The organism is Cupriavidus sp. FW306-1B-F12B (assembly GCF_058781795.1).
This window is the reverse complement of sequence record NZ_JBYSXC010000008.1, coordinates 51,458-70,246: the sequence shown is the minus strand read 5'-3', so window position 1 is coordinate 70,246 and position 18,789 is coordinate 51,458. Positions and strand designations below refer to the sequence as shown.

General features: G+C 72.2%; 8 protein-coding genes. 4 read left to right on the top strand and 4 right to left on the bottom strand.

Annotated elements, in window-relative coordinates:
- Window positions 1–41 precede the first annotated feature (41 nt).
- Window positions 42–1,685, top strand: a complete 1,644-nt coding sequence (gene aliA, locus AC3WLE_RS15305) for a cyclohexanecarboxylate-CoA ligase (RefSeq protein ID WP_492356006.1) — start codon at window positions 42–44, stop codon at window positions 1,683–1,685.
- Between the two features lie 48 nt (window positions 1,686–1,733).
- Here aliA and AC3WLE_RS15300 read toward each other — a convergent pair whose 3' ends face one another.
- From AC3WLE_RS15300 to AC3WLE_RS15285, 4 genes are read right to left on the bottom strand one after another with little or no spacing between them, the layout of a single operon-like run.
- Window positions 1,734–3,158 (bottom strand): diaminobutyrate--2-oxoglutarate transaminase, encoded by a 1,425-nt coding sequence (locus AC3WLE_RS15300; RefSeq protein WP_492319567.1) that lies wholly within the window; start codon window positions 3,156–3,158, stop codon window positions 1,734–1,736.
- A 10-nt stretch (window positions 3,159–3,168) separates the two neighbouring features.
- The gene (locus tag AC3WLE_RS15295; protein ID WP_492319568.1) at window positions 3,169–3,987 is read right to left on the bottom strand and encodes a 4'-phosphopantetheinyl transferase family protein; all 819 of its coding nucleotides are present in this window, start codon (window positions 3,985–3,987) and stop codon (window positions 3,169–3,171) included.
- Window positions 3,974–4,792 carry a thioesterase II family protein gene (locus AC3WLE_RS15290; protein ID WP_492319569.1) on the bottom strand — a complete coding sequence of 273 codons (819 nt, stop codon included), beginning with the start codon at window positions 4,790–4,792 and terminating at the stop codon, window positions 3,974–3,976. Before AC3WLE_RS15290 ends, AC3WLE_RS15295 begins: the two co-directional genes overlap by 14 nt.
- The gene (locus AC3WLE_RS15285) at window positions 4,789–4,995 is read right to left on the bottom strand and encodes an MbtH family protein (protein ID WP_492352175.1); all 207 of its coding nucleotides are present in this window, start codon (window positions 4,993–4,995) and stop codon (window positions 4,789–4,791) included. The genes AC3WLE_RS15290 and AC3WLE_RS15285 overlap by 4 nt, the downstream gene beginning before the upstream one ends.
- Window positions 4,996–5,321: 326 nt before the next feature.
- On the opposite strand from AC3WLE_RS15285, the gene AC3WLE_RS15280 reads away from it, so the two are divergent.
- The 3 genes from AC3WLE_RS15280 (at window position 5,322) to AC3WLE_RS15270 (ending at window position 18,760) form a co-directional block, all read left to right on the top strand.
- Complete coding sequence (locus AC3WLE_RS15280) at window positions 5,322–6,269, top strand: TauD/TfdA family dioxygenase (protein ID WP_492319570.1); 948 nt, start codon at window positions 5,322–5,324, stop codon at window positions 6,267–6,269.
- A 115-nt stretch (window positions 6,270–6,384) separates the two neighbouring features.
- Window positions 6,385–15,672, top strand: a complete 9,288-nt coding sequence (locus AC3WLE_RS15275) for an amino acid adenylation domain-containing protein (RefSeq protein ID WP_492356007.1) — start codon at window positions 6,385–6,387, stop codon at window positions 15,670–15,672.
- On the top strand, window positions 15,665–18,760 hold the full coding sequence (locus AC3WLE_RS15270; protein ID WP_492356008.1) for an amino acid adenylation domain-containing protein: 3,096 nt from the start codon (window positions 15,665–15,667) through the stop codon (window positions 18,758–18,760). The genes AC3WLE_RS15275 and AC3WLE_RS15270 overlap by 8 nt, the downstream gene beginning before the upstream one ends.
- Window positions 18,761–18,789: the final 29 nt, after the last annotated feature.

Below are 18,789 nucleotides of genomic sequence, written 5' to 3'. Positions count from 1 at the left end.
GCGCCACGACCGCCGAGCCATCCGATAAAGAGGAGACACCCATGGATTTCGACGCCGTACTGATCGCGCCGCGCCGTGCCGCCAGCATTGCCGCCGGGCATTGGCATGACCGCACCGTCAACGACTACCTGGCCGCCTGCGTGCGCGACCGGCCCGACGCCCCAGCGCTGACGGCGCTGAGCCTCGACAGCGGCAGCGTGACACGCTTCACCTGGCGCGAACTGGCCCGGATGGCGGACCGGGTAGCGGTGGGGCTCAGCCGCCTCGGCATCGGCGCGCAGGATGTGGTGTCATGCCAGCTCCCGAACGGCTGGCACCTGACTGTGCTGTATCTCGCCTGCTCGCGGCTGGGCGCGGTGCTCAACCCGCTGATGCCGATCTTCCGCGAGCGCGAGCTGTCGTTCATGCTGGCGCATGCGCAATGCAAGGTGGCGGTGGTGCCGCAGCTGTTCCGTGGCTTCGGCCATGCCCAGATGCTGCAGGGTTTGCGCGAGGCATTGCCGGCGCTGCGCCACATCGTTGTTGCCGGCGGTGATGGCCCGGACAGCTTTGACGCGCTGCTGAGCGGGCCGGCATGGGAAGAACAGCCCGATGCCGCCAACATCCTGCTGCACAGCCGCCCCGGCCCGGACGACGTCACCCAGCTGATCTACACCTCCGGCACCACCGGCGAGCCCAAGGGCGTGATGCACACGGCCAACACGCTGTTCTCCAACATCGTCGCCTATGCCGAACGGCTGCGCCTGACCGGCGACGATGTGGTGCTGATGGCCTCGCCGATGGCGCACCAGACCGGCTTTATGTACGGGCTGCTGATGCCGGTGGTGCTGGGCGCGCATGCGGTGCTGCAGGACATCTGGGACCCCGCGCGCGCCGCCGCCCTGATTCGCGACGAGCGCGTGACCTTCACCATGGGCTCGACGCCGTTCCTGACCGATCTGGCGCGTGTGGTGGCGGAGTCCGGCACGCCGGTCCCCAGCCTGCGCATCTTCCTGTGCGCGGGTGCGCCGATTCCCGGCGCGCTGGTCGAGCGCGCCCGCGAGGCGCTCGGCGCGAAGATCGTGTCGGCCTGGGGCATGACAGAGAACGGCGCGGTCACCACCACGCTGCCGGATGACAGCGACGAACTCGCGTCGACCACCGACGGCTGCCCGCTGCCAGGCGTCGAAATACGCATCGTGGACGGCACCGACGCCGACGTGCCGCCGGGGGAAACCGGCCGCCTGCTGGTGCGCGCCTGTTCCAACTTCGGCGGCTACCTGAAGCGTCCGCAGCTCAACGGCACCGATGCCGACGGCTGGTTCGACACCGGCGACCTCGCACGGCTGGATGCCAGCGGCTACCTGCGCATCGCGGGGCGCAGCAAGGACGTGATCATCCGCGGCGGCGAGAACATCCCCGTGCTGGAGGTCGAGACCCTGCTGTACCGCCATCCCGCGGTCTCGCAGGTGGCCATCGTCGCCTATCCCGACGAGCGCCTGGGCGAGCGCGCCTGCGCCTTCGTCGTGCCGCGCGCCGGCCAGCCTTTCGACCAGGCGGCGATGGTGGACTGGCTCAAGGCGCAGAAGATGGCGCTGCAGTACATCCCCGAGAAGCTCGTGGTGCGGGACGCCCTGCCGGCCACGCCCGCCGGGAAAATCCAGAAATTCCGTCTGCGCGAGATGCTGCGCGGCGACGCGTCCTGAAGCTGGTTCCGCGGTGGCCCCGGCCACCGCGGAACGGCGCGCAAGCGCTCAGCGGCATTGCTTGTGCGCCGCGCTGACTGCGTCGCCAAACAACTCGGCCACCAGGTCGATCTCGGTCTCGCCGATGACCAGCGGCGGCAGGAAGCGCACCGTGGCGCCGTGGCGTCCGCCCAGTTCGACGATCAGCCCGCGCTGCAGGCATTCACGTTGCACCGTGCGCGCGAAGGTGCCGTCGGCCGGGTAGGCGCCCACCGCATCGGGCTCGGCACGTTCGTCGACCAGTTCCACGCCGATCATCAGGCCGCGCCCGCGCACTTCGCCGATCGCGGGGCACGCGGTATGCAACTGCCGCAGCCGCGTGGCGAGGCGCTGGCCCATGGTCTCGGCATGGGCGACGATGCCTTGCGCGACCAGGGTGCGGATGGTGGCGGAGCCCGCCGCCATCGCCAGCTGGTTGCCGCGGAAGGTGCCGGCGTGCGCGCCCGGCTGCCACGCATCGAGCGCGTTGTCGTAGATCACCACCGACATCGGCAAGCCGCCGCCGATCGCCTTGGACAGCACCAGCACGTCCGGCACGATGCCGGCATGCTCGAACGCGAACATGCGCCCGGTGCGGCCCAGTCCGGTCTGCACTTCGTCGAGCACCAGCGCGATGCCGTGCTCGCGCGTGATGCGGCGCAGTTCGCGCAGCCAGCGCGCGGGCGCGGGGATCACGCCGCCTTCGCCCTGTACCGCTTCCACCACCACCGCCGCCGGCGGCAGCACGCCGGACTCCGGGTCGGCCAGCATCTGCTCGATATAGCGCAGGCCCGCGTCGATGCCGGCGTCGCCGCGCAGGCCGAACGGGCAGCGGTAGTCATACGGGTAGGGCAGGAACTGCACGCTGCCGCCGAGCGCACCCAGCGGCGCCTTGGGGCCGAGATTGCCCATCAGCGCCAGCGTGCCGTGCGTCATGCCGTGGTAGCCGCCGGCAAAGCTCAGCACCGTATGGCGGCCGGTGGCGGTCTTGGCCAGCTTGAGCGCCGCCTCGATGCCGTCGGCGCCGGTCGGGCCGCAGAACTGGATGCGGGCGCGCGCGGCGAACTCGGGCGGCAGCAGGCCGAACAGGTCGTCGACAAAGCGGTCCTTGACCGGCGTGGCCAGGTCCAGCGTATGCAGCGGCAGGCCGCTGTCGAGCGTGTCGCGCAGCGCGCGCACCACCGCCGGGTGGTTGTGGCCGAGCGCCAGCGTGCCGGCGCCGGCCAGGCAGTCGATGAAGAGCTGGCCGCTGGTATCGCGCAAATACACGCCATAGCCCTGTTCCAGCGCCAGCGGGATGCGGCGCGGATAGGAGCGGGCGTTGGACTCGCGCGCGCACTGGCGCTGCAGGTAGGGGTTGTCGTCGAGCCGGATCGGCGCTTGCCGGACGAAGGCGCCGGCCGAGAACGGCGCTGGTTGGCCGTGGGCATGCGTGGCGAGCGAGGGAGGCGTCATGGTTTCGTTCCTAACGGGGGCGTTGAACAGGGACGTTGACTGCGGGGCCCGGCATCGAGACCGGGCAAGATGGGTTGGCCGCGCGCGGGGGCAGCTCGCGCGGCGGATACTGCCGGTGCACGACGCGCGCGGCGGCCAGTGGCGTGGCCAGGCTCGCGACGTAGCGGGTGTCGTGATCGGGCTGGCCACATGCATCGTGGATATGCCAGACGCGCAGGTCGGCCCCGGCGCGCGCCAGCGGCGGCACGCAGGCAGCGCACGCCGGCAGCGCCACGCGCACCGACTGCGGCGCAGCCGACAGCCCGGTGCCGACGGCCTTGCTGCACGCTTCCTTGGCGGTCCACAGGCGCAGGAAGGCGAGCATGGCGTCCCGCGGCCGGCGCTGCGCCAGCGCGCCAAGCCAGCGCATTTCGTCGGGGGCGCAGGCCACGGCCGCGCTGTCGTGCCAGGCAGCCCACGACATGTCCGCGCGCCAGGCTTCGATGTCGATCCCGACCGGCGCGCATGACAAGGCGATTGCGGCGCGTGCGTCGCTGTGGCTGACGTTGAACTGCAAGGCTGTGGTGCAATGGCCGCCAAGCGTGGGTTTGCCGAACGCGTTGGCGACCAGCGGCACGGCGTCGGGCGACACGCCCAGGTATAGGCCCAGCAGTGTCCGCAATGCCGAGCGGGCCGCGGTGAAGCGGGCGCGGTCGCCGGGTTGCCGGAACGTGGCGGCGCGCGCGCGTTCGCTTGCCGACAGCGCCGACAGGTCTGCCGCAGCGTCGACTGCCACGTGCCAGACGTGGATCTGGCCGTGCGCGGGCGCGGCCATGTCAGGCGAGCGCATGGCCGTGGTCTCTGGTGGCGCTCAACGTGGAACCGAGCACGGCATCCGTGACCGCATCCAGCACGTCCTGCGCCGCCTCGTGCAGGAAGAAATGCCCGCCCGCGAACAGCCGGTGGCTGCAGTCGTGCAGGGTCTCGTCGCGCCACGCGGCCAGCATCGCGGGCGGGGCGTGGACGTCGTCCCTGCCGCCGAGCACGGTGACCGGACAGCCCAGCCGCGGCCCGGGACGGTAGCGCCAGGCCTCGCACAGCGCGATATCCGCGCGCAGCACGGGCAGGAAGAAGGCGAGCGCTTCCGGCGTTTCGCGGATCTCGGCCGGCATGCCGCCCATGGCGGCGATGACGTCGGCAAAGGCGCCGTCCGGCAGGCTGCTGAACGGCGGCCGAGCCGACGGCAGCGCGGGCGCGCCGCGCCCGGACACCACCAGCGCGGCGGGGGAGAGGCCATGCACGGTCTCAAGCACGCGCGCGGTTTCGAACCCCAGCAGCGCACCCATGCTGTGGCCGAACAGCGCAAAGCGCGGCGCTTCGGCTCGGGCCGCGCGCGCGATCGACGCGGCCAGCGCGCTGGCCAGCGCATGGATCGATGCGCCATGCGCTTCGGCCGTGCGCGTGCCGCGTCCGGGCAGGCATACCGGCGCCAGCTCGATCGCGGCGGGCAGCGCGGCGCGCCAGCCGTGGTACGCAGTATGGCCGGCGCCGGCGTAGGGCAGGCAATAGAGGCGCACGCGATCGCCGGCAGCCGGGCCGCCGCGGCCCGGCATCACGGCGTACCAGGGATCGCGCATCGGCTGCGCGGGGCTCATGCGCCGGCCAGCGCGCGCTGCAGGCTCAGCGGACGCATATCGGTCCAGACCGTCTCGATATGGGCCAGGCACTCGTCGCGGCTGCCCTGGAAGCCCACGCTGGTCCATCCTGCCGGTACGGGCTTGTAGTCGGGCCAGATCGAATACTGGCCTTCATCGTTGCGGACGACGTGGAAACGCGTGTCGGGATGATCCCAGCTCATGGCTGTGCTCCTTCAGGTAGTAAGACGTCGAAGGCTATATCGTAAATGATAATGATTTGTATTTCCATTCGTAAATATTTCCGGTAGACTCGCTTTCCATCCAATGTGCAGACATTGTTCGCGTGGCCGCGCCCCTCCCGCCCCTGGCCCCGCTGCAACGCCTTCCGGCGCCGTGCGGCAAGCGCGAACGAACCCAGCGAGGCAACAGGGATATGGATTTGGACACGACCGCTACCATCGCCGACCTCCATGCGGACTGTCGCGCCGGCTCCGCCGCAACTGCCACCGCATCGACAGCGAGGGCGGGCGCGCTGCGCGCCGCGCCGATGTTTGAGCACAGCGCGCTGCCGCTGGTGGTCACCCCCGACGGCGACACCGACTGGCGCCGCCAGTTCGGCGCCATGGCCGCGATTGCCGCGGAACAGTTGCCGCGCGTCGGCGGCGTGCTGTTCCGCGGCTTCCGTTTTGACGATGACTCGGATTTCCGCGCCTTCGCCAGCGCCTTCGGCCATCCGCTGCTGAGCTATGAGTTCGGCTCGACGCCGCGCTCGCAGGTGAAGGAGGGCGTCTATACCTCCACCGAATACCCGGCGCACCAGGTCATCCCGCTGCATAACGAGCAGTCGTACACGCTGCAGTGGCCGATGAAGATCTGGTTCCATTGCGTGCAGCCGAGCGAATCGGGCGGCGAGACGCCCATCGCCGACAGCCGGCTGGTCTACCAGCGCCTGGACCCAGTCATCCGCGAGCGCTTTGCCGCGCGCCGCCTGATGTACGTGCGCAACTACGGCAACGGCCTCGACCTGAGCTGGCAACGCGCCTTCAACACCGATGACCGCGCGCAGGTGGAGCGCTTCTGCCGCGCCCAGCAGATCGATTTCGAATGGAAGGCCGACGGCGAACTGCGCACGCGCCAGCTATGCCAGGCCGTCGCGCGGCATCCGGTGACCGGCGAGATGGTGTGGTTCAACCAGGCCCACCTGTTCCATGTCTCGGGGCTCGCGCCCCACGTGCGCGAGGCCCTGCTCGCCGTGGTCGGCAGCGTCAACGAACTGCCGCGCAATGTCGTCTACGGCGACGGCGCGCCGCTGGAGGACGACGCCCTTGCCGCCATCCGCGCCACGCTCGACGACTGCACCGTGCGCTTTCCCTGGCAGCAGGGCGATGTGCTGATGCTCGACAACATGCTGGCCGCCCACGGGCGCGGCACCTTCAGCGGCCCGCGCCGCGTGATCGTCGCCATGGCCGAGCCCGCGCCGCCCGGCCTGGGCTGATCCCGCCGCCGTCCCGATGCCCACTGGCCGCCCTGCGGGCCAGGGCCTTGCCATCTCCAACGTTTTCGCCATGTCGTCTTCCGTAGCTTCCCTGCCGGCAGAAACCGGCGCCCTGATGCGAACCTTGCGCGCCGATGGCGTGCGCCTGCGCCTGCTGGACGGGCGCTGGCGCGTGGCCGATGGCTGCGCCGCCAGCGCTGAGGCGCTGGACGCCGCGGCCGCGCTGCTCGCCACGCGCGCCGCCGAGGCCGATGCCTGGCTGGCCGCGCATCCCGGCTATTTCGACCGCTATCCCGCCGGCCCCGGCCAGCTGGCGCTGCTGGCCTTCCATCGCCGCCATCCGCACAGCGCCGCGTACAACATGGTCTTCACGATCGAGCTGGCGCCGGGGCTGCGCTTCGACCTGCTGGAGCAGGCCGCGCGCCATGTAGTGGATTGCCACGAGGCGCTGCACAGCGCCTACCTGGACGAGGACGGCGAGATCGTGATGGCGCGGCCGGCCGGCTTTGAAGCCGAGGTTTCGCTGACGCGCGTCGACGGCCTTGCCGAGGCCGATCTGATGGCCTGGTTCGAGCGCGAAGCGGACGAGCCGTTCGACCCCGACGCGGGCCAGGTCTGCCGCTTCCGCTTCCTGGTCTCGCGCCAGGCCGACGGCACCGATCGCATGTGGATGTGTGCCGGCATGCACCATATCGCCGGCGACTACCTCGGCTTCGAGACGGTTTGCGACCAGATCCTTGCGACCTACGAAGCGCTGCGTGCCAAGGACCCGGCCAGTCCGCCGATGGCGTCGCAGGTGGGCCGCTACCGCGACTGGCTGGTGCGCCAGCGCCAGTTGCTGGCGGGGCCGCGTGGTGCATCGCTGCGCGCCTACTGGGACAGCGTACTCGAGGACGCGCCCGCGGCGCCGGCCCTGGCCGGCGAGCGCGCCGTCGAGCCCCGCCTGCGCGGCGCCGAGATTGAATTCCACCTGACGGCGCAACAGACGCAGGGGCTGCGCGACCTGGCCGTGCGGCTCGAGGTCAGCGTCTTCGTGGTGATGCTGGCGCTGTTCAAGACCGTGCTGCACCGGGCCAGCGGCGAGGACGGCTTCCTCATCGGCACGCCTACGGCCGGACGCTCCGGCGCGCAGCATGCCGACCTGATCGGCTATACGCTCAACGCCGTGCCGTTGCGCGCGGAATTCTCCGCCAACCCGGCCTTTGCCGCGGTGGTGCGCGACTGCGCCCGCCAGATGCGTGGCGCCTTGCGCCACCAGCAATATCCGCTGGCGCGCATGGGCGGCGCGGATCGCACCTCGGGACCCTTGTTCCGGCATATGACGACCTTCGTGCCGGTGGGCCCGCGCAAGGTGCTGGGCCGCTACCTGGTGCGCGAATACCTGGCCACGCAGCGCGGCGCGGCCAACGACATGAACCTGCGCTGGCAGGACGAAGGCGAATGCCTGCGCGGCCAGTGGCGCTACGACGCTGACCGCTTTGCCCCGGAGGCAGTGCTGCGGCTGATTGCGGCGCTGGGGGTTGCGGTGGATGCGGTGCTTGACGATGCGGAAGTGCGTGTCGGCGATCTGTCCTTGTTCGATGTGGCGATGCTTTCGCATGGGCAGGCCAGCGGCGCCGCAACGCAGGCCCACGCCACCGCGCTGGTGGCCTTCGAGGCCGGCGTGCGCGAGCATCCGGAGCGCCTCGCGGTAGACGCTGCCGATGCGCAGTTGTCCTACGGTGCGCTCGACGCTGTCGCCTCCGCGCTCGCTGCGCGATTGCAGCACGGCGGCGCGCGCGCCGGCGACGTGGTCGGCCTGCTGCTGCCGCGCGGCGCCGGCATGGCCGTGGCCATGCTCGCCTCGTGGAAAGCGGGCGCCGCGTTCCTGTGCCTCGACGCAGCCCTGCCCGCCGCGCGGCTGGCACAACTGGCGGCAGATGCGGACCTGAAAGCGGTAGTGGGCGAGGGTGGCCGGCCGCAGTGGCTGGCGGACGCGCTGCCCGCTGCCGGCTGGCATGCCGCCTCCCTGCAAGCCGATGCCGCAACCCGCCCGGCTACATGGCCCGCTGCCGTGCCCGCCCAGCCGGCCTACCTGATCTACACCTCCGGCTCGACCGGCACGCCCAAGGCCGTGGTGGTGACGCAAGGCAACCTTGCGCACTACGCCGCTGGCGTGCTGCACGCGCTGGCCCTGCCGGCGGGATCGTCGATGGCGTCGCTGTCCTCCGTGACCGCGGACCTGGGCCACACCGCCTGGCTCGGCGCGCTGCTGGGCGGCCACACGCTGCGCGTGCTGGACGATGCGCTGGGCGAAGACCCCGAGGCCCTCGCCAGCGCGCTGGCGGCGCGGCCGGTCGATTGCCTGAAGATCGTGCCCTCGCACCTGCGCGCACTGCTGGCCGTCGCCGATCCGGCGCGGCTGGTGCCGCGGCAATGCCTGGTGTTCGGTGGCGAGGCGCTGGATGCGGCGCTGGTGGCGCGCGTGCAGGCGCTGCATCCGGCCTGCCGCGTGGTCAACCACTACGGGCCCACCGAAACCACGGTTGGCTGCCTGACGCACGCGGTGCCATCGGGCGGAGCGCAGGGTGCGATTCCGGTCGGCCGCCCGCTGCCCGGCGTCAGCGCCCACGTGCTGGATCGGCACCTGAATCCCGTGCCGCGCGGCGCGGCAGGCGAGCTCTACGTCGGCGGGGCCGGCGTCGCGAGCGGCTACCTGCGCCGCCCGGCGCTGAGCGCCGAACGCTTCGTGCCGGATCCGTTCCAGCCCGGCGGCCGCCTGTACCGCACCGGCGACCGCGTGCGCATGACTGATGACGGCGCCATCGTCTTCCTCGGCCGTGCCGATGCCCAGGTCAAGATCCGTGGCTTCCGCGTCGAACCCGGCGAAGTCGAAGCCTGGCTGCGCCAGGCGCCGCACGTGCGTGATGCGGTGGTACTGGCGCAGCCCTCGCCCGCAGGCGAAGGGCTGCGGCTGGTCGCCTATCTCGTGCCCGCCGACGGATTCGACCTGGCCGCACTGCGCACCGCCATGGCTGCCGCACTGCCGGCGCCGATGCTGCCGGCGGCCTTCGTGCAGTGCGACGCCTTCGCGCGACTGCGCAACGGGAAGGTCGATCGCAAGGCATTGCCGCCGGTGCCCGATGAAGGCGTCGCGCCCGTCCGCGCTGCACCGCAGGACGAAACCGAGGCGACGTTGGCGCGCCTGTGGGCCAACGTGCTCGGGCGCGATGCCGTCAGCGCCGACGACAACTTCTTCGCCCTCGGCGGCGACTCGATCCTCGGGCTGCAGCTGGTCGCGCAAGCGCGCCAGGCCGGTCTGGCGTTGACCCCCAAGCTGCTGTTCTCCCATCCCACGCCCTCGGCATTGGCCGCCGCGCTGCGCGCATGCGCCGCACCGGCTGACGCAAGCGCTGCCATCGAGCAGACGCTGCGCACGCTCTGGCGCGAGATCCTGCGGCGCGACGAGGTCGACCGCGACGCCGACTTCTTCGCGCTCGGCGGCGATTCCATCCTGGCGCTGCAGATCGTGGCCAAGGCCCGCGCGCAACAACTGATGCTGGCGCCCAGGGACCTGTTCGCGCACCCGACGCTGGCGCGCCTGTCGGCGCATCTCGCCGCGCGCGCGCAACCTGCCGCCGCTCCCGCTGCGACGCCGGCCGTGGCACAGCCATTTGCGCTGAGCGGTTGCGACGCGCCAGCACTGGAGCGCCTGCGCATCGCGCAGGGCGGCATCGAGGATGCCTATCCGCTGTCGCCGCTGCAGGAAGGGCTGCTGTTCCACCACCTGCGCGACGGCGGCAACGGCGCCTATGTCAACCAACTGGTGCTGGAAATCGACGGGCCGCTCGACCCGACGCGCATGGCTGCCGCGTGGCAGGGGCTGCTCGACGCCCATCCGATCCTGCGCACCACCTTTGTCGCGCCAGGCGAAGCCGGTTGCGGCGACCGCGCGCTGCAATGCGTGCATGCCCGCACCACGTTGCCCGTGGCCGTAGAGGACTGGCGCGGCGAGGACAGTCCAGCGCTGGCCGAGCGTCTGGCGGCCTGGTGCCGCGCCGACCGCGCGCGTGGTTTCGACCCGGCTGCGCTGCCGCTGATGCGGCTGGCACTGCTGCGCACCGGCGAGCAGGGATGGTGGCTGGTCTGGAGCCGGCACCACCTGATCGTCGACGGCTGGGGCTCGGTGCAACTGCTCGACGACGCGCTGGCCCGCTACGCCGATCCGGCCCACGCCCCGGCGCCGCGCCGGCCGTACCGCGACTATATCGCCTGGCTTGCCGCGCAGCCCGCGACGGCGCGGCAGGCTTTCTGGCGCGAGGCCTTCGCCGGCCTGCCCGGTCCCACCGTGCTGCCGGGCATCGCGCCGGCGGCCGCGCACACCAATGCGGTGCCGCTGTGCCGCGACCTGGTGCTGCCGGCCGGACTCGACGCCAGCCTGCGCGCGCTGGCGGCCGCGCATCGCGTCACGCTCAATACCGTGATGCAGGCGGCGTGGGGTATCGTGCTGGCGCGCCATTGCGGCAGCGACGATATCGTCTTCGGCGTGACCTCGGCCGGCCGGCCAACGGGCCTCGACGGCGCCGAGCGCATGCTGGGCGTGTTTATCAACACACTGCCGCTGCGTCTGCGTCCGCGCGGCCCGCTGACGGTGACGGACTATCTGCAGGCTACCCAGCAAGCCGGCGTCGCCATGCGCGAGTTCGAACATGCCGCGCTGGCCGAGATCCAGGCGCAGGCCGGTACCGGTGGCGCGCTGTTCGACACGCTGATGGTGTTCCAGAACCTGCCCGACCTGAACGACCGGGCGCGCGAGGTGGCGGGCCTGCGCCTGCGCCAGCACGACAACATCGAGCAGACCCACTACGGCCTGACGCTGGAAGTGATGCCCGATCGTCGCTTCACCGTCCGCTTCACCTGCGATGCCGGCCGCGTTGAGGCGAAACGCCTCGCGCAATGGATGGACGCGTACGCGGCCGCGCTGGCATCGCTGGCCGAGGGCGCGGCGCATGTCGGTGCCGTCGATCTGCTTGACCCGGCCACGCGCACGCGGCTGCAGGCTTGGGGCGCCAGCGATGACACCAGCGTCTCGCAGGCAGCCCTGCACGACGACTACGTACAGCGCGTGGCGCGCCGCGTCGCCGCGCATCCGGAGCGCGTGCTGGCGCGCTGCGGCGACGCCGCACTGACCTACGGCGACTGGTGGCAACGTGCCGGCCGGCTTGCCGGGGGCCTGCGTTCCGCGGGCGTGACGCAGGATGACGTCGTCGCAGTGCTGCTGCCGCGCGGGCTCGACTGGCTGGTCGCGCTGGCCGGAATACTGCGCGCCGGCGCGGCCTGGGTGCCGCTCGACGTCAGCCATCCCCCGGCGCGCTGGCTGCAGGTGCTGGCGCAGACGCGCCCCGCGCAGGTGCTGACGGATGCTGCAGGCGTTGCTGCGATTGCCGAGGCGGGGATCGCAGACGCCCGGACGCTGGCCGCCGTCGAGGCCACCGCTGCGGGATCGACGGCACTGCCGGCATCCTCGCACCCCGCCCAGCTCGCCTACGTGCTGTTCACCTCCGGCTCGACCGGCGTGCCCAAGGGCGCGATGGTCACGCGCGCCGGCATGCTCAACAACATGCTGGCCAAGGTGGTGCCATTGGGGCTGGGCGAGGGCGATGTGATCGCCCAGACCGCGCCGCCGTGCTTCGACATCTCGGTATGGCAGGCGCTCGCCGCGCCGCTGTTCGGCGCGCGCATGGAGATCGTCGCCGACGAGGTGGTGCGCGATCCTTCGGCGCTGACGGCGCTGCTGGCGCAGCGCGGCGTGACGCTGTTCGAACCGGTGCCGTCGCTGCTGCAGGCCATGCTCGACTGCCAGGCCGCCGAGGGCCGCGACGCGCCGCTGCCGGCGCTGCGCTGGGTGCTGCCCACTGGCGAGGCGCTGCCGCCCGCCACCGCGCGCGCCTGGTTCGGGCGCTACCCGGCGGTGCCGCTGATGAACGCCTACGGTCCCGCGGAATGCTCGGACGACGTGGCCTTCCACCCCTTGTCTGCCGATAGGCTGGAGCAGGGCAGCGACACCGTGCCGATCGGCCGTCCCACCGCCAATGCGGTGCTGCAGGTGCTCGATGCCGACGGCAACCTGGCCGCACCCGGCGTGATCGGCGAGATCGCGGTGGCCGGCGCCGGCGTGGGCCGGGGCTACCTGGCCGACCCGCGCCGCACCGCCGCCGCCTTCGTGCCCGATCCGACCGGCGCCCCGGGCAGCCGCCGCTACCTGACCGGCGACCTCGGCCGCTGGCAGGCCGACGGCGTGCTGGAGTACGTGGGTCGCAAGGACTTCCAGGTCAAGCTGCGCGGCTACCGCATCGAGCTGGGCGAGATCGAGGCCGTGCTGGCCGCGCATCCCGCCGTGCGTCAGGCGCTGGTGACGGTGTACCAGGCCGCCGGCAGCGAATGGCTGACGGCCTACTGGCAGCCAGAAGCCGGCGCGGAAGCCGTATTGGAAGCCGAGCTTGCCGCCAGCGTCGCGGCGCGGTTGCCGGCCTACATGGTGCCGGCCGCGTGGGTGCGCATGCCGGTCTGGCCGCTCAACGCCAACGGCAAGATCGACCGCAAGGCGCTGCCCGCGCCGCAGGTGGCAGCCGCCGGCGAGGAGGGCGATCCCCCGGCCAACCCGGTCGAGCAAGCCGTGGCGGAAATCTGGGAGGCACTGCTGCCCGGTGTGCGGGTTGGCCGCGACAGCCATTTCTTCCGTCTCGGCGGCCATTCGCTGATCGCCACCCGCGTGGTGGCGCGCTTGCGCGCCGCCGGCCACGCACAGGCCGCGCTGCGCGATGTGTTCGAAGCCCCGGTGCTGCGCGACTTTGCCGCGCGCCTGGCCACGGCGGCGCCCGCGGCGGCGATCCCCGCGCTGGTGCCCGTGCCTCGCGTTGCGCGCATGCCGGTATCACTGGCGCAGCAACGGCTGTGGCTGGTCGAGCGCCTGCAGGGCAATGCCGGTGCCGCCTACAACATGGCCGGCGCGCTGCGCCTGCGCGGGCCGCTGGATGTCGCCGCGCTGCGCCAGGCCCTGGCCGCCGTGGCCGCTCGCCACGAGGTCCTGCGCACCGCCTATCCCGACGACGACGGCGAGCCGTTCGCCCGCATCGATGTCGCCGCCGGCATCGGCCTGCCAATGGCCGACCTCCAGGCGCTGGCGCCCGAGGCCCGCGACGCGGCGCTGCGCGAAGCCATGCGTGAGCACGCGTCACGACCCTTTGCGCTCGGCGAGGCGCCGCTGTGGCGCGCCACGCTGCTGCGCTGCGCCCCGCAGGAACACGTGCTGCTGGTCGCGATGCACCACCTGGTGTCCGACGGCTGGTCGGTCGGGCTGCTGGTCGACGAGATCACCCACGGCTACCGCCGCGCACTGGCGCCGGACCAGGTCGCACCGCTGCCGCCGCTGGCCTTGCAATACGCCGACTATGCCGCCTGGCAACGCGACTGGCTGCGCGGCGCCGCGCTCGACCAGTTGGCCGCCTACTGGCGCGGCGCGCTCGCCGGCGCGCCGGCGGCACTGGCCTTGCCGGCCGACCGCGCGCGCCCGCCGGTGGCGCGCATGGAAGGCGATGCCGTGGCGCTGCACGTCGACGCCGCGCGCATGGCGCAGGTGCATGCGCTGGCCCGCGCCGAGCAGGTCACGCCGTTTGTCGTGCTGCTGGCCAGCTTCCAGTGCTGGCTGCACCGCGCCACCGGCATGGACGACCTGGTGCTCGGCACCGACGTCGCCGGCCGCCACGACGCGGCGCTGGAGCCGCTGATCGGCTTCTTCGTCAACGTGCTGCCGCTGCGCTCCCGGCGCGTCGCCGGCGCCAGCTTCCGCGACACCCTCGCCGCCTGCCGGCGCGGCGTGCTGGCCGCGTTCGAGCATGACGGCCTGCCGTTCGACCGCATCGTGGAGGCCGCGGGCATGCCGCGCGACCGCAGCCGCAACCCGCTGGTGCAGGCGCTGTTCGTGCTGCAGAACACGCCGGCCGGGCAGTTCGCCATGCCCGGCGTGCAGGCCGAGATGCTGCCGCCGGTGGAGCGCAATTCCAAGTTCGACATGGCGCTGTTCCTCGAGCCCGAGGGCGGGCAGGAAGCCGCGGCGCTGCGCGGCGACTGGGTGTTCGCCACAGCGTTGTTCGAGCGGACCACGGTGGCGCGCTTTGCCAGCGACTGGCTGGCCACGCTGGACGCGCTGCTGCGCGCGCCGGACCAGCCCGTCGGCCACGTCACCGAACTTGTCCCGGGCGCCGCGCGCCCGACCCAACCGAAACCCGAGGAGTCCCGAAACATGGAAACCAGCCAATGCATGGCGGCCAAGCTCGACCAGCTCAAATCGCTGGCGCGGCCGCGCCCGGCCACCCTCGCTCCCGCCACTCCGGTTCCGTCCGCCGCCGACCCGGCCAGCCAGGTGCGGCTGCACCCGCTGCGGGCCGGTGACGTCTTTCCCATCGTGATCGAGCCGGCGGCGCCCGGCCTCGATCCCGTCGCCTGGGCCGCCCGGGCGCGCGGGCTGATCATCGACACCCTGCATAAACACGCGGGCATCGTCTTCCGCGGCTTCGACCTGCCCACGCCGCAGGCCTTCGAGGCCTTTGCCGAAGCGATGCATCCGGGCCTGTACGGCAGCTATGGCGACCTGCCCAAGAAGGAGGGCGGCCGCAACACCTACCGCTCCACGCCGTACCCCGAGCGCCAGATGATCCTGTACCACAACGAAAGCGCGCACCTGGAGCGCTGGCCGCGCAAGCAGTGGTTCTATTGCGAACTGCCCTCCGCCATCGGTGGCGCCACCCCCATCGTCGACTGCCGCGAACTGTTGCGCCGCCTGCCGCCCGCGCTGGCCGCCGAGTTCGCCAGCCGGCAACTTATGTACGTGCGCACCTTCACGCCGCGGCTGGACGTGGACTGGCGCGACTTCTACAAGACCGAGGACCGCGCTGAAGTGGAAGCGCGCTGCCGCGCCGCCGGCATCGACTGCCGCTGGCTGGACGGCGACATCCTGCAGACCCGCACCGTGTGCCCGGCCATCGTCAGCCACCCGGTCACCGGCGAGCGCAGCTTCTTCAACCAGGTGCAGCTGCACCACGTGTCGTGCCTGGAGGAAGACGTGCGTGAAGACCTGCTCGAGATGGTGGGGCTGGAACGCATGCCGCGCCATGTGATGTTCGGCGACGGCACACCGATCCCCGACGAGGCGATGAAGCTGATAGGCGAACTGTACGAGGCCTGCGCCGTGCGCTTCGACTGGCAACGCGGCGACGTGGTGATGCTCGACAACATGCTGGCCGCGCACGCCCGCGACCCCTATGAAGGCCCGCGCAAGATCGTCGTCGCGATGGGCGATATGTTTGACCGCACCCGGCTCGACGGCAATGCCGCCGCGGTGCCGCAGGAGAACGCCGATGCCTGAACTGCAGTCCGCCTGGACCCCGACAACCGAACAACAGGCCGCATGGCAGCAATGGCGCGACACGCCGGCGCCGCGCGCGCATGTGGCGCGGATCGCTCTGCACGGGCAGCCCGACCCTGCCGCAGTGGATGCCGCGCTGGCGCCGCTGCGTGTGCGGCACGAATCGCTGCGTACCGCATATATCGACGATGGCAACGAGCTGGTGGCCTGCGTGCCACAGGCGGGCACCAACGGTGCCGCCACGGCCATCGCCGCGCCCGGCGATGCGCCGTCGCTGCCTGCGCTCGACCCGGCCACCGGCGACGTACTGCGCGCCTGCATCAGCCCTCTGCCCGCGGGCGGCGCCACCCTGTGGCTGCTGGTTAGTCCGCTGGCGGCAGACCGCGGCACCGTGCTGAAGCTTGCCGAAAACATGCGCGATGCATTGGATGCGCGGGCACGGATCGATGGCGATGAGGAATTGCCGCTGCAATACGCGCAATACGCCGACTGGCAGCGAGGCGCGCGCCTGGGCGAAGACGGCACCGGCAGCGCCGGCCGCGCTTACTGGCAGGCGCAGGCCGCCGGCCTGGCGGCTCCGTTGCGCATCCCCGATGCGCTGGGCGAAACCGCGGCGGCGCAAGGTAGCGACACCTGGCGCCACACGCTGCATGGCGCGCACCGGCAGGCGCTGGCCGCATCGGCACGACAGTTCGGCACCACGCCCGAGCGCGTGGTGCAGGCGGCCTGGTGGACCGTGCTGGCGCGCCTGTGCGCGCAGCCGGTGTTCAGCGGTGCCTGGCTGCATGATTGCCGCCGCGACTACGACGTGATGGCCGACGCCGCCGGCGTGTTCGTCAAGGCGCTGCCGGTCAGCGTGGCTTGGGACGCGCAGCGCAGCGTGGCCGAGCACTGGCGCGCCTGGCTGCCCGCGCTCGACAGCCACGCCGCGTGGCAGGAAGCCTGGCAGCCCGGCGATGCCGCGCCCCGTATCGGGTTTGCGGTAGCGCCGCTGCCGCCCGCCGGCGTGGCGATGGCCAGCCCGGCATGGCCCGGCTTCGACCTGGTGTGCGAGGCGCTCGATGACGGGCAGGGCATGGCGGCGCTCGCGCTGCATGCGCGCGCAGGCGTCGTGCATCCGCGCGTCGCGCAGTGGGTGCTGGCGCATCTGGCGGCACTGATCGGCACATTGCCTGTGGCGCTCGACACGCCGCTGGAATCGCTGTCGTGGCCTGCGGACGATACCTTGCGCGTGCCGCAGTGCTGGACGGGCGAAACGCCCGTGGATGCGGGGCAGACCCTGCTCGCACGCATCGCGCAGCATGCCCGGCAGACGCCGGATGCGCCCGCGCTCGAGGCCGCGGACCTGGTGCTCGACTACGCCGGCCTGCAGCGCACCGTGCAAGGCGCTGCGCAACGGCTGCGCGCGCTTGGTGTCGGCCCCGGCACGCGCGTGGCGCTGGCGCTGCCGCGCAGCGGCGCGCTGGTGGCGAGCCTGCTGACGGTATGGGCCGCGGGCGGCGCCTATGTGCCGCTCGACCCGGCGTGGCCGCAGGCACGCCGCCGCAGCGTGCTGGCGCAGTCGGCGCCGGTGCTGACCATCGCGCAGCAGGCTGCCCACGATGACGCCACGGTGATCTGTGCCGATGCGCTGCTGGCCGAGGCCGCACAGGTTGATGGCGAATTTGCCAGCGCACAGGAAGACGCCGCCTACGTGCTCTTCACCTCCGGCTCCACCGGCGAGCCCAAGGGCGTGGTGGTCGGCCACCGGCAGATCAGCCATTACACCGCGGCGGTGTGCGAGGCGCTGTCGCTGGCGTCGTGCCGGCGGCTCGGCCTGACGTCGTCGGTCGCGGCCGACCTCGGCAACACCACGCTGTTCGCAGCACTGTGGCAGGGGGCGTGCCTGGCGGTGGCCAGCGATGACGACATGGCGCATCCCGCCGCCTTCTCCCGTTACCTGCGTGGACGCGAGGTCGACGCCATCAAGATCGTGCCGTCGCACCTGGCGGCGCTGCTGGAAACGGATGCACCGGCCGTGCCCGCCACCGTGATCCTGGGCGGCGAGCCCTTGCCCGCCAGCCTGGTGCAGGGGCTGCGCCGCCACGCACCGGACTGCCGGATCTTCAACCACTATGGCCCGACCGAAACCACCATCGGCGTCATGGTCCACGCCGTCGGCGCGGAGGATCCGGGATGGCCCGCCGGCACGGCGCCGCTCAGCCGGGCCCTGGGCGCGACGCGCGTGCGGCTGCTGGACGATGCCTTGCGCCCGGTCCCGGCCGGCGTGGCCGGGCAGCTCTACGTCGGCGGTCCGCAACTGGCGCATGGCTACCTCGGCCGCCCGGACCTGGACGCCGCCGCGTTTGTCGGCGACCCGTTCGCGGCAGGGCAGCGCCTCTACTGCACCGGAGACCTGGCGCGCGCCACCCCCGCCGGCCTGCAACTGCTGGGCCGCGCCGACCAGCAGGTCAAGATCCGCGGCATCCGCGTCGAGCCGGCGGAAGTCGAGGCAGCGCTGCTGGCCCAAGCGGCGGTGGCGCAGGCTGCGGTCTGTGCCGCGCCCGGCCCCGGCGGCGCAGCCGTGCTGTGCGCGTTCATCGTGCCGGCATCGGCCGGCTCCGCCGACACGGATGCGCTGCGGCGCGCGCTTGCCGCCATGCTGCCCGACGCCATGGTCCCGTCGCGCTTGATCGCGCTGCCTGCGCTGCCGCGGCTGCCGAACGGCAAGACCGACCGCACGGCGCTGCGCACGCTGGCCGCATCGCCGGACGACATTGCCGCAGCGGCGCCGCAAGCTGCCACGGCATCCGCGGATGCCGTGGAGACCCTGGTCTGCGCGCTGATGGCCGAACTGCTGGAGCAGGAGCGGGTCGACCCGCACGCCGACTTCTTCGCGCTCGGCGGCCATTCGCTGCTGGTGATCAAGCTGGTGGCGCGGCTGCGCCGGCGCCTGCAGGTGGAGATCGCACCGGGCGTGGTGTTCGACCACCCGACCGCCCACGCGCTGGCCGCGGCCGTGCGTGAACACGGCGAGACGGCGGGCGAACTCGACGCGCGCGCGCTCACCGCGCTGAGTGCGGCGCCCCAGGCTGCCGTGGCCGCCTGAGCGCTCCCCGATATCCATTGACCGTGATA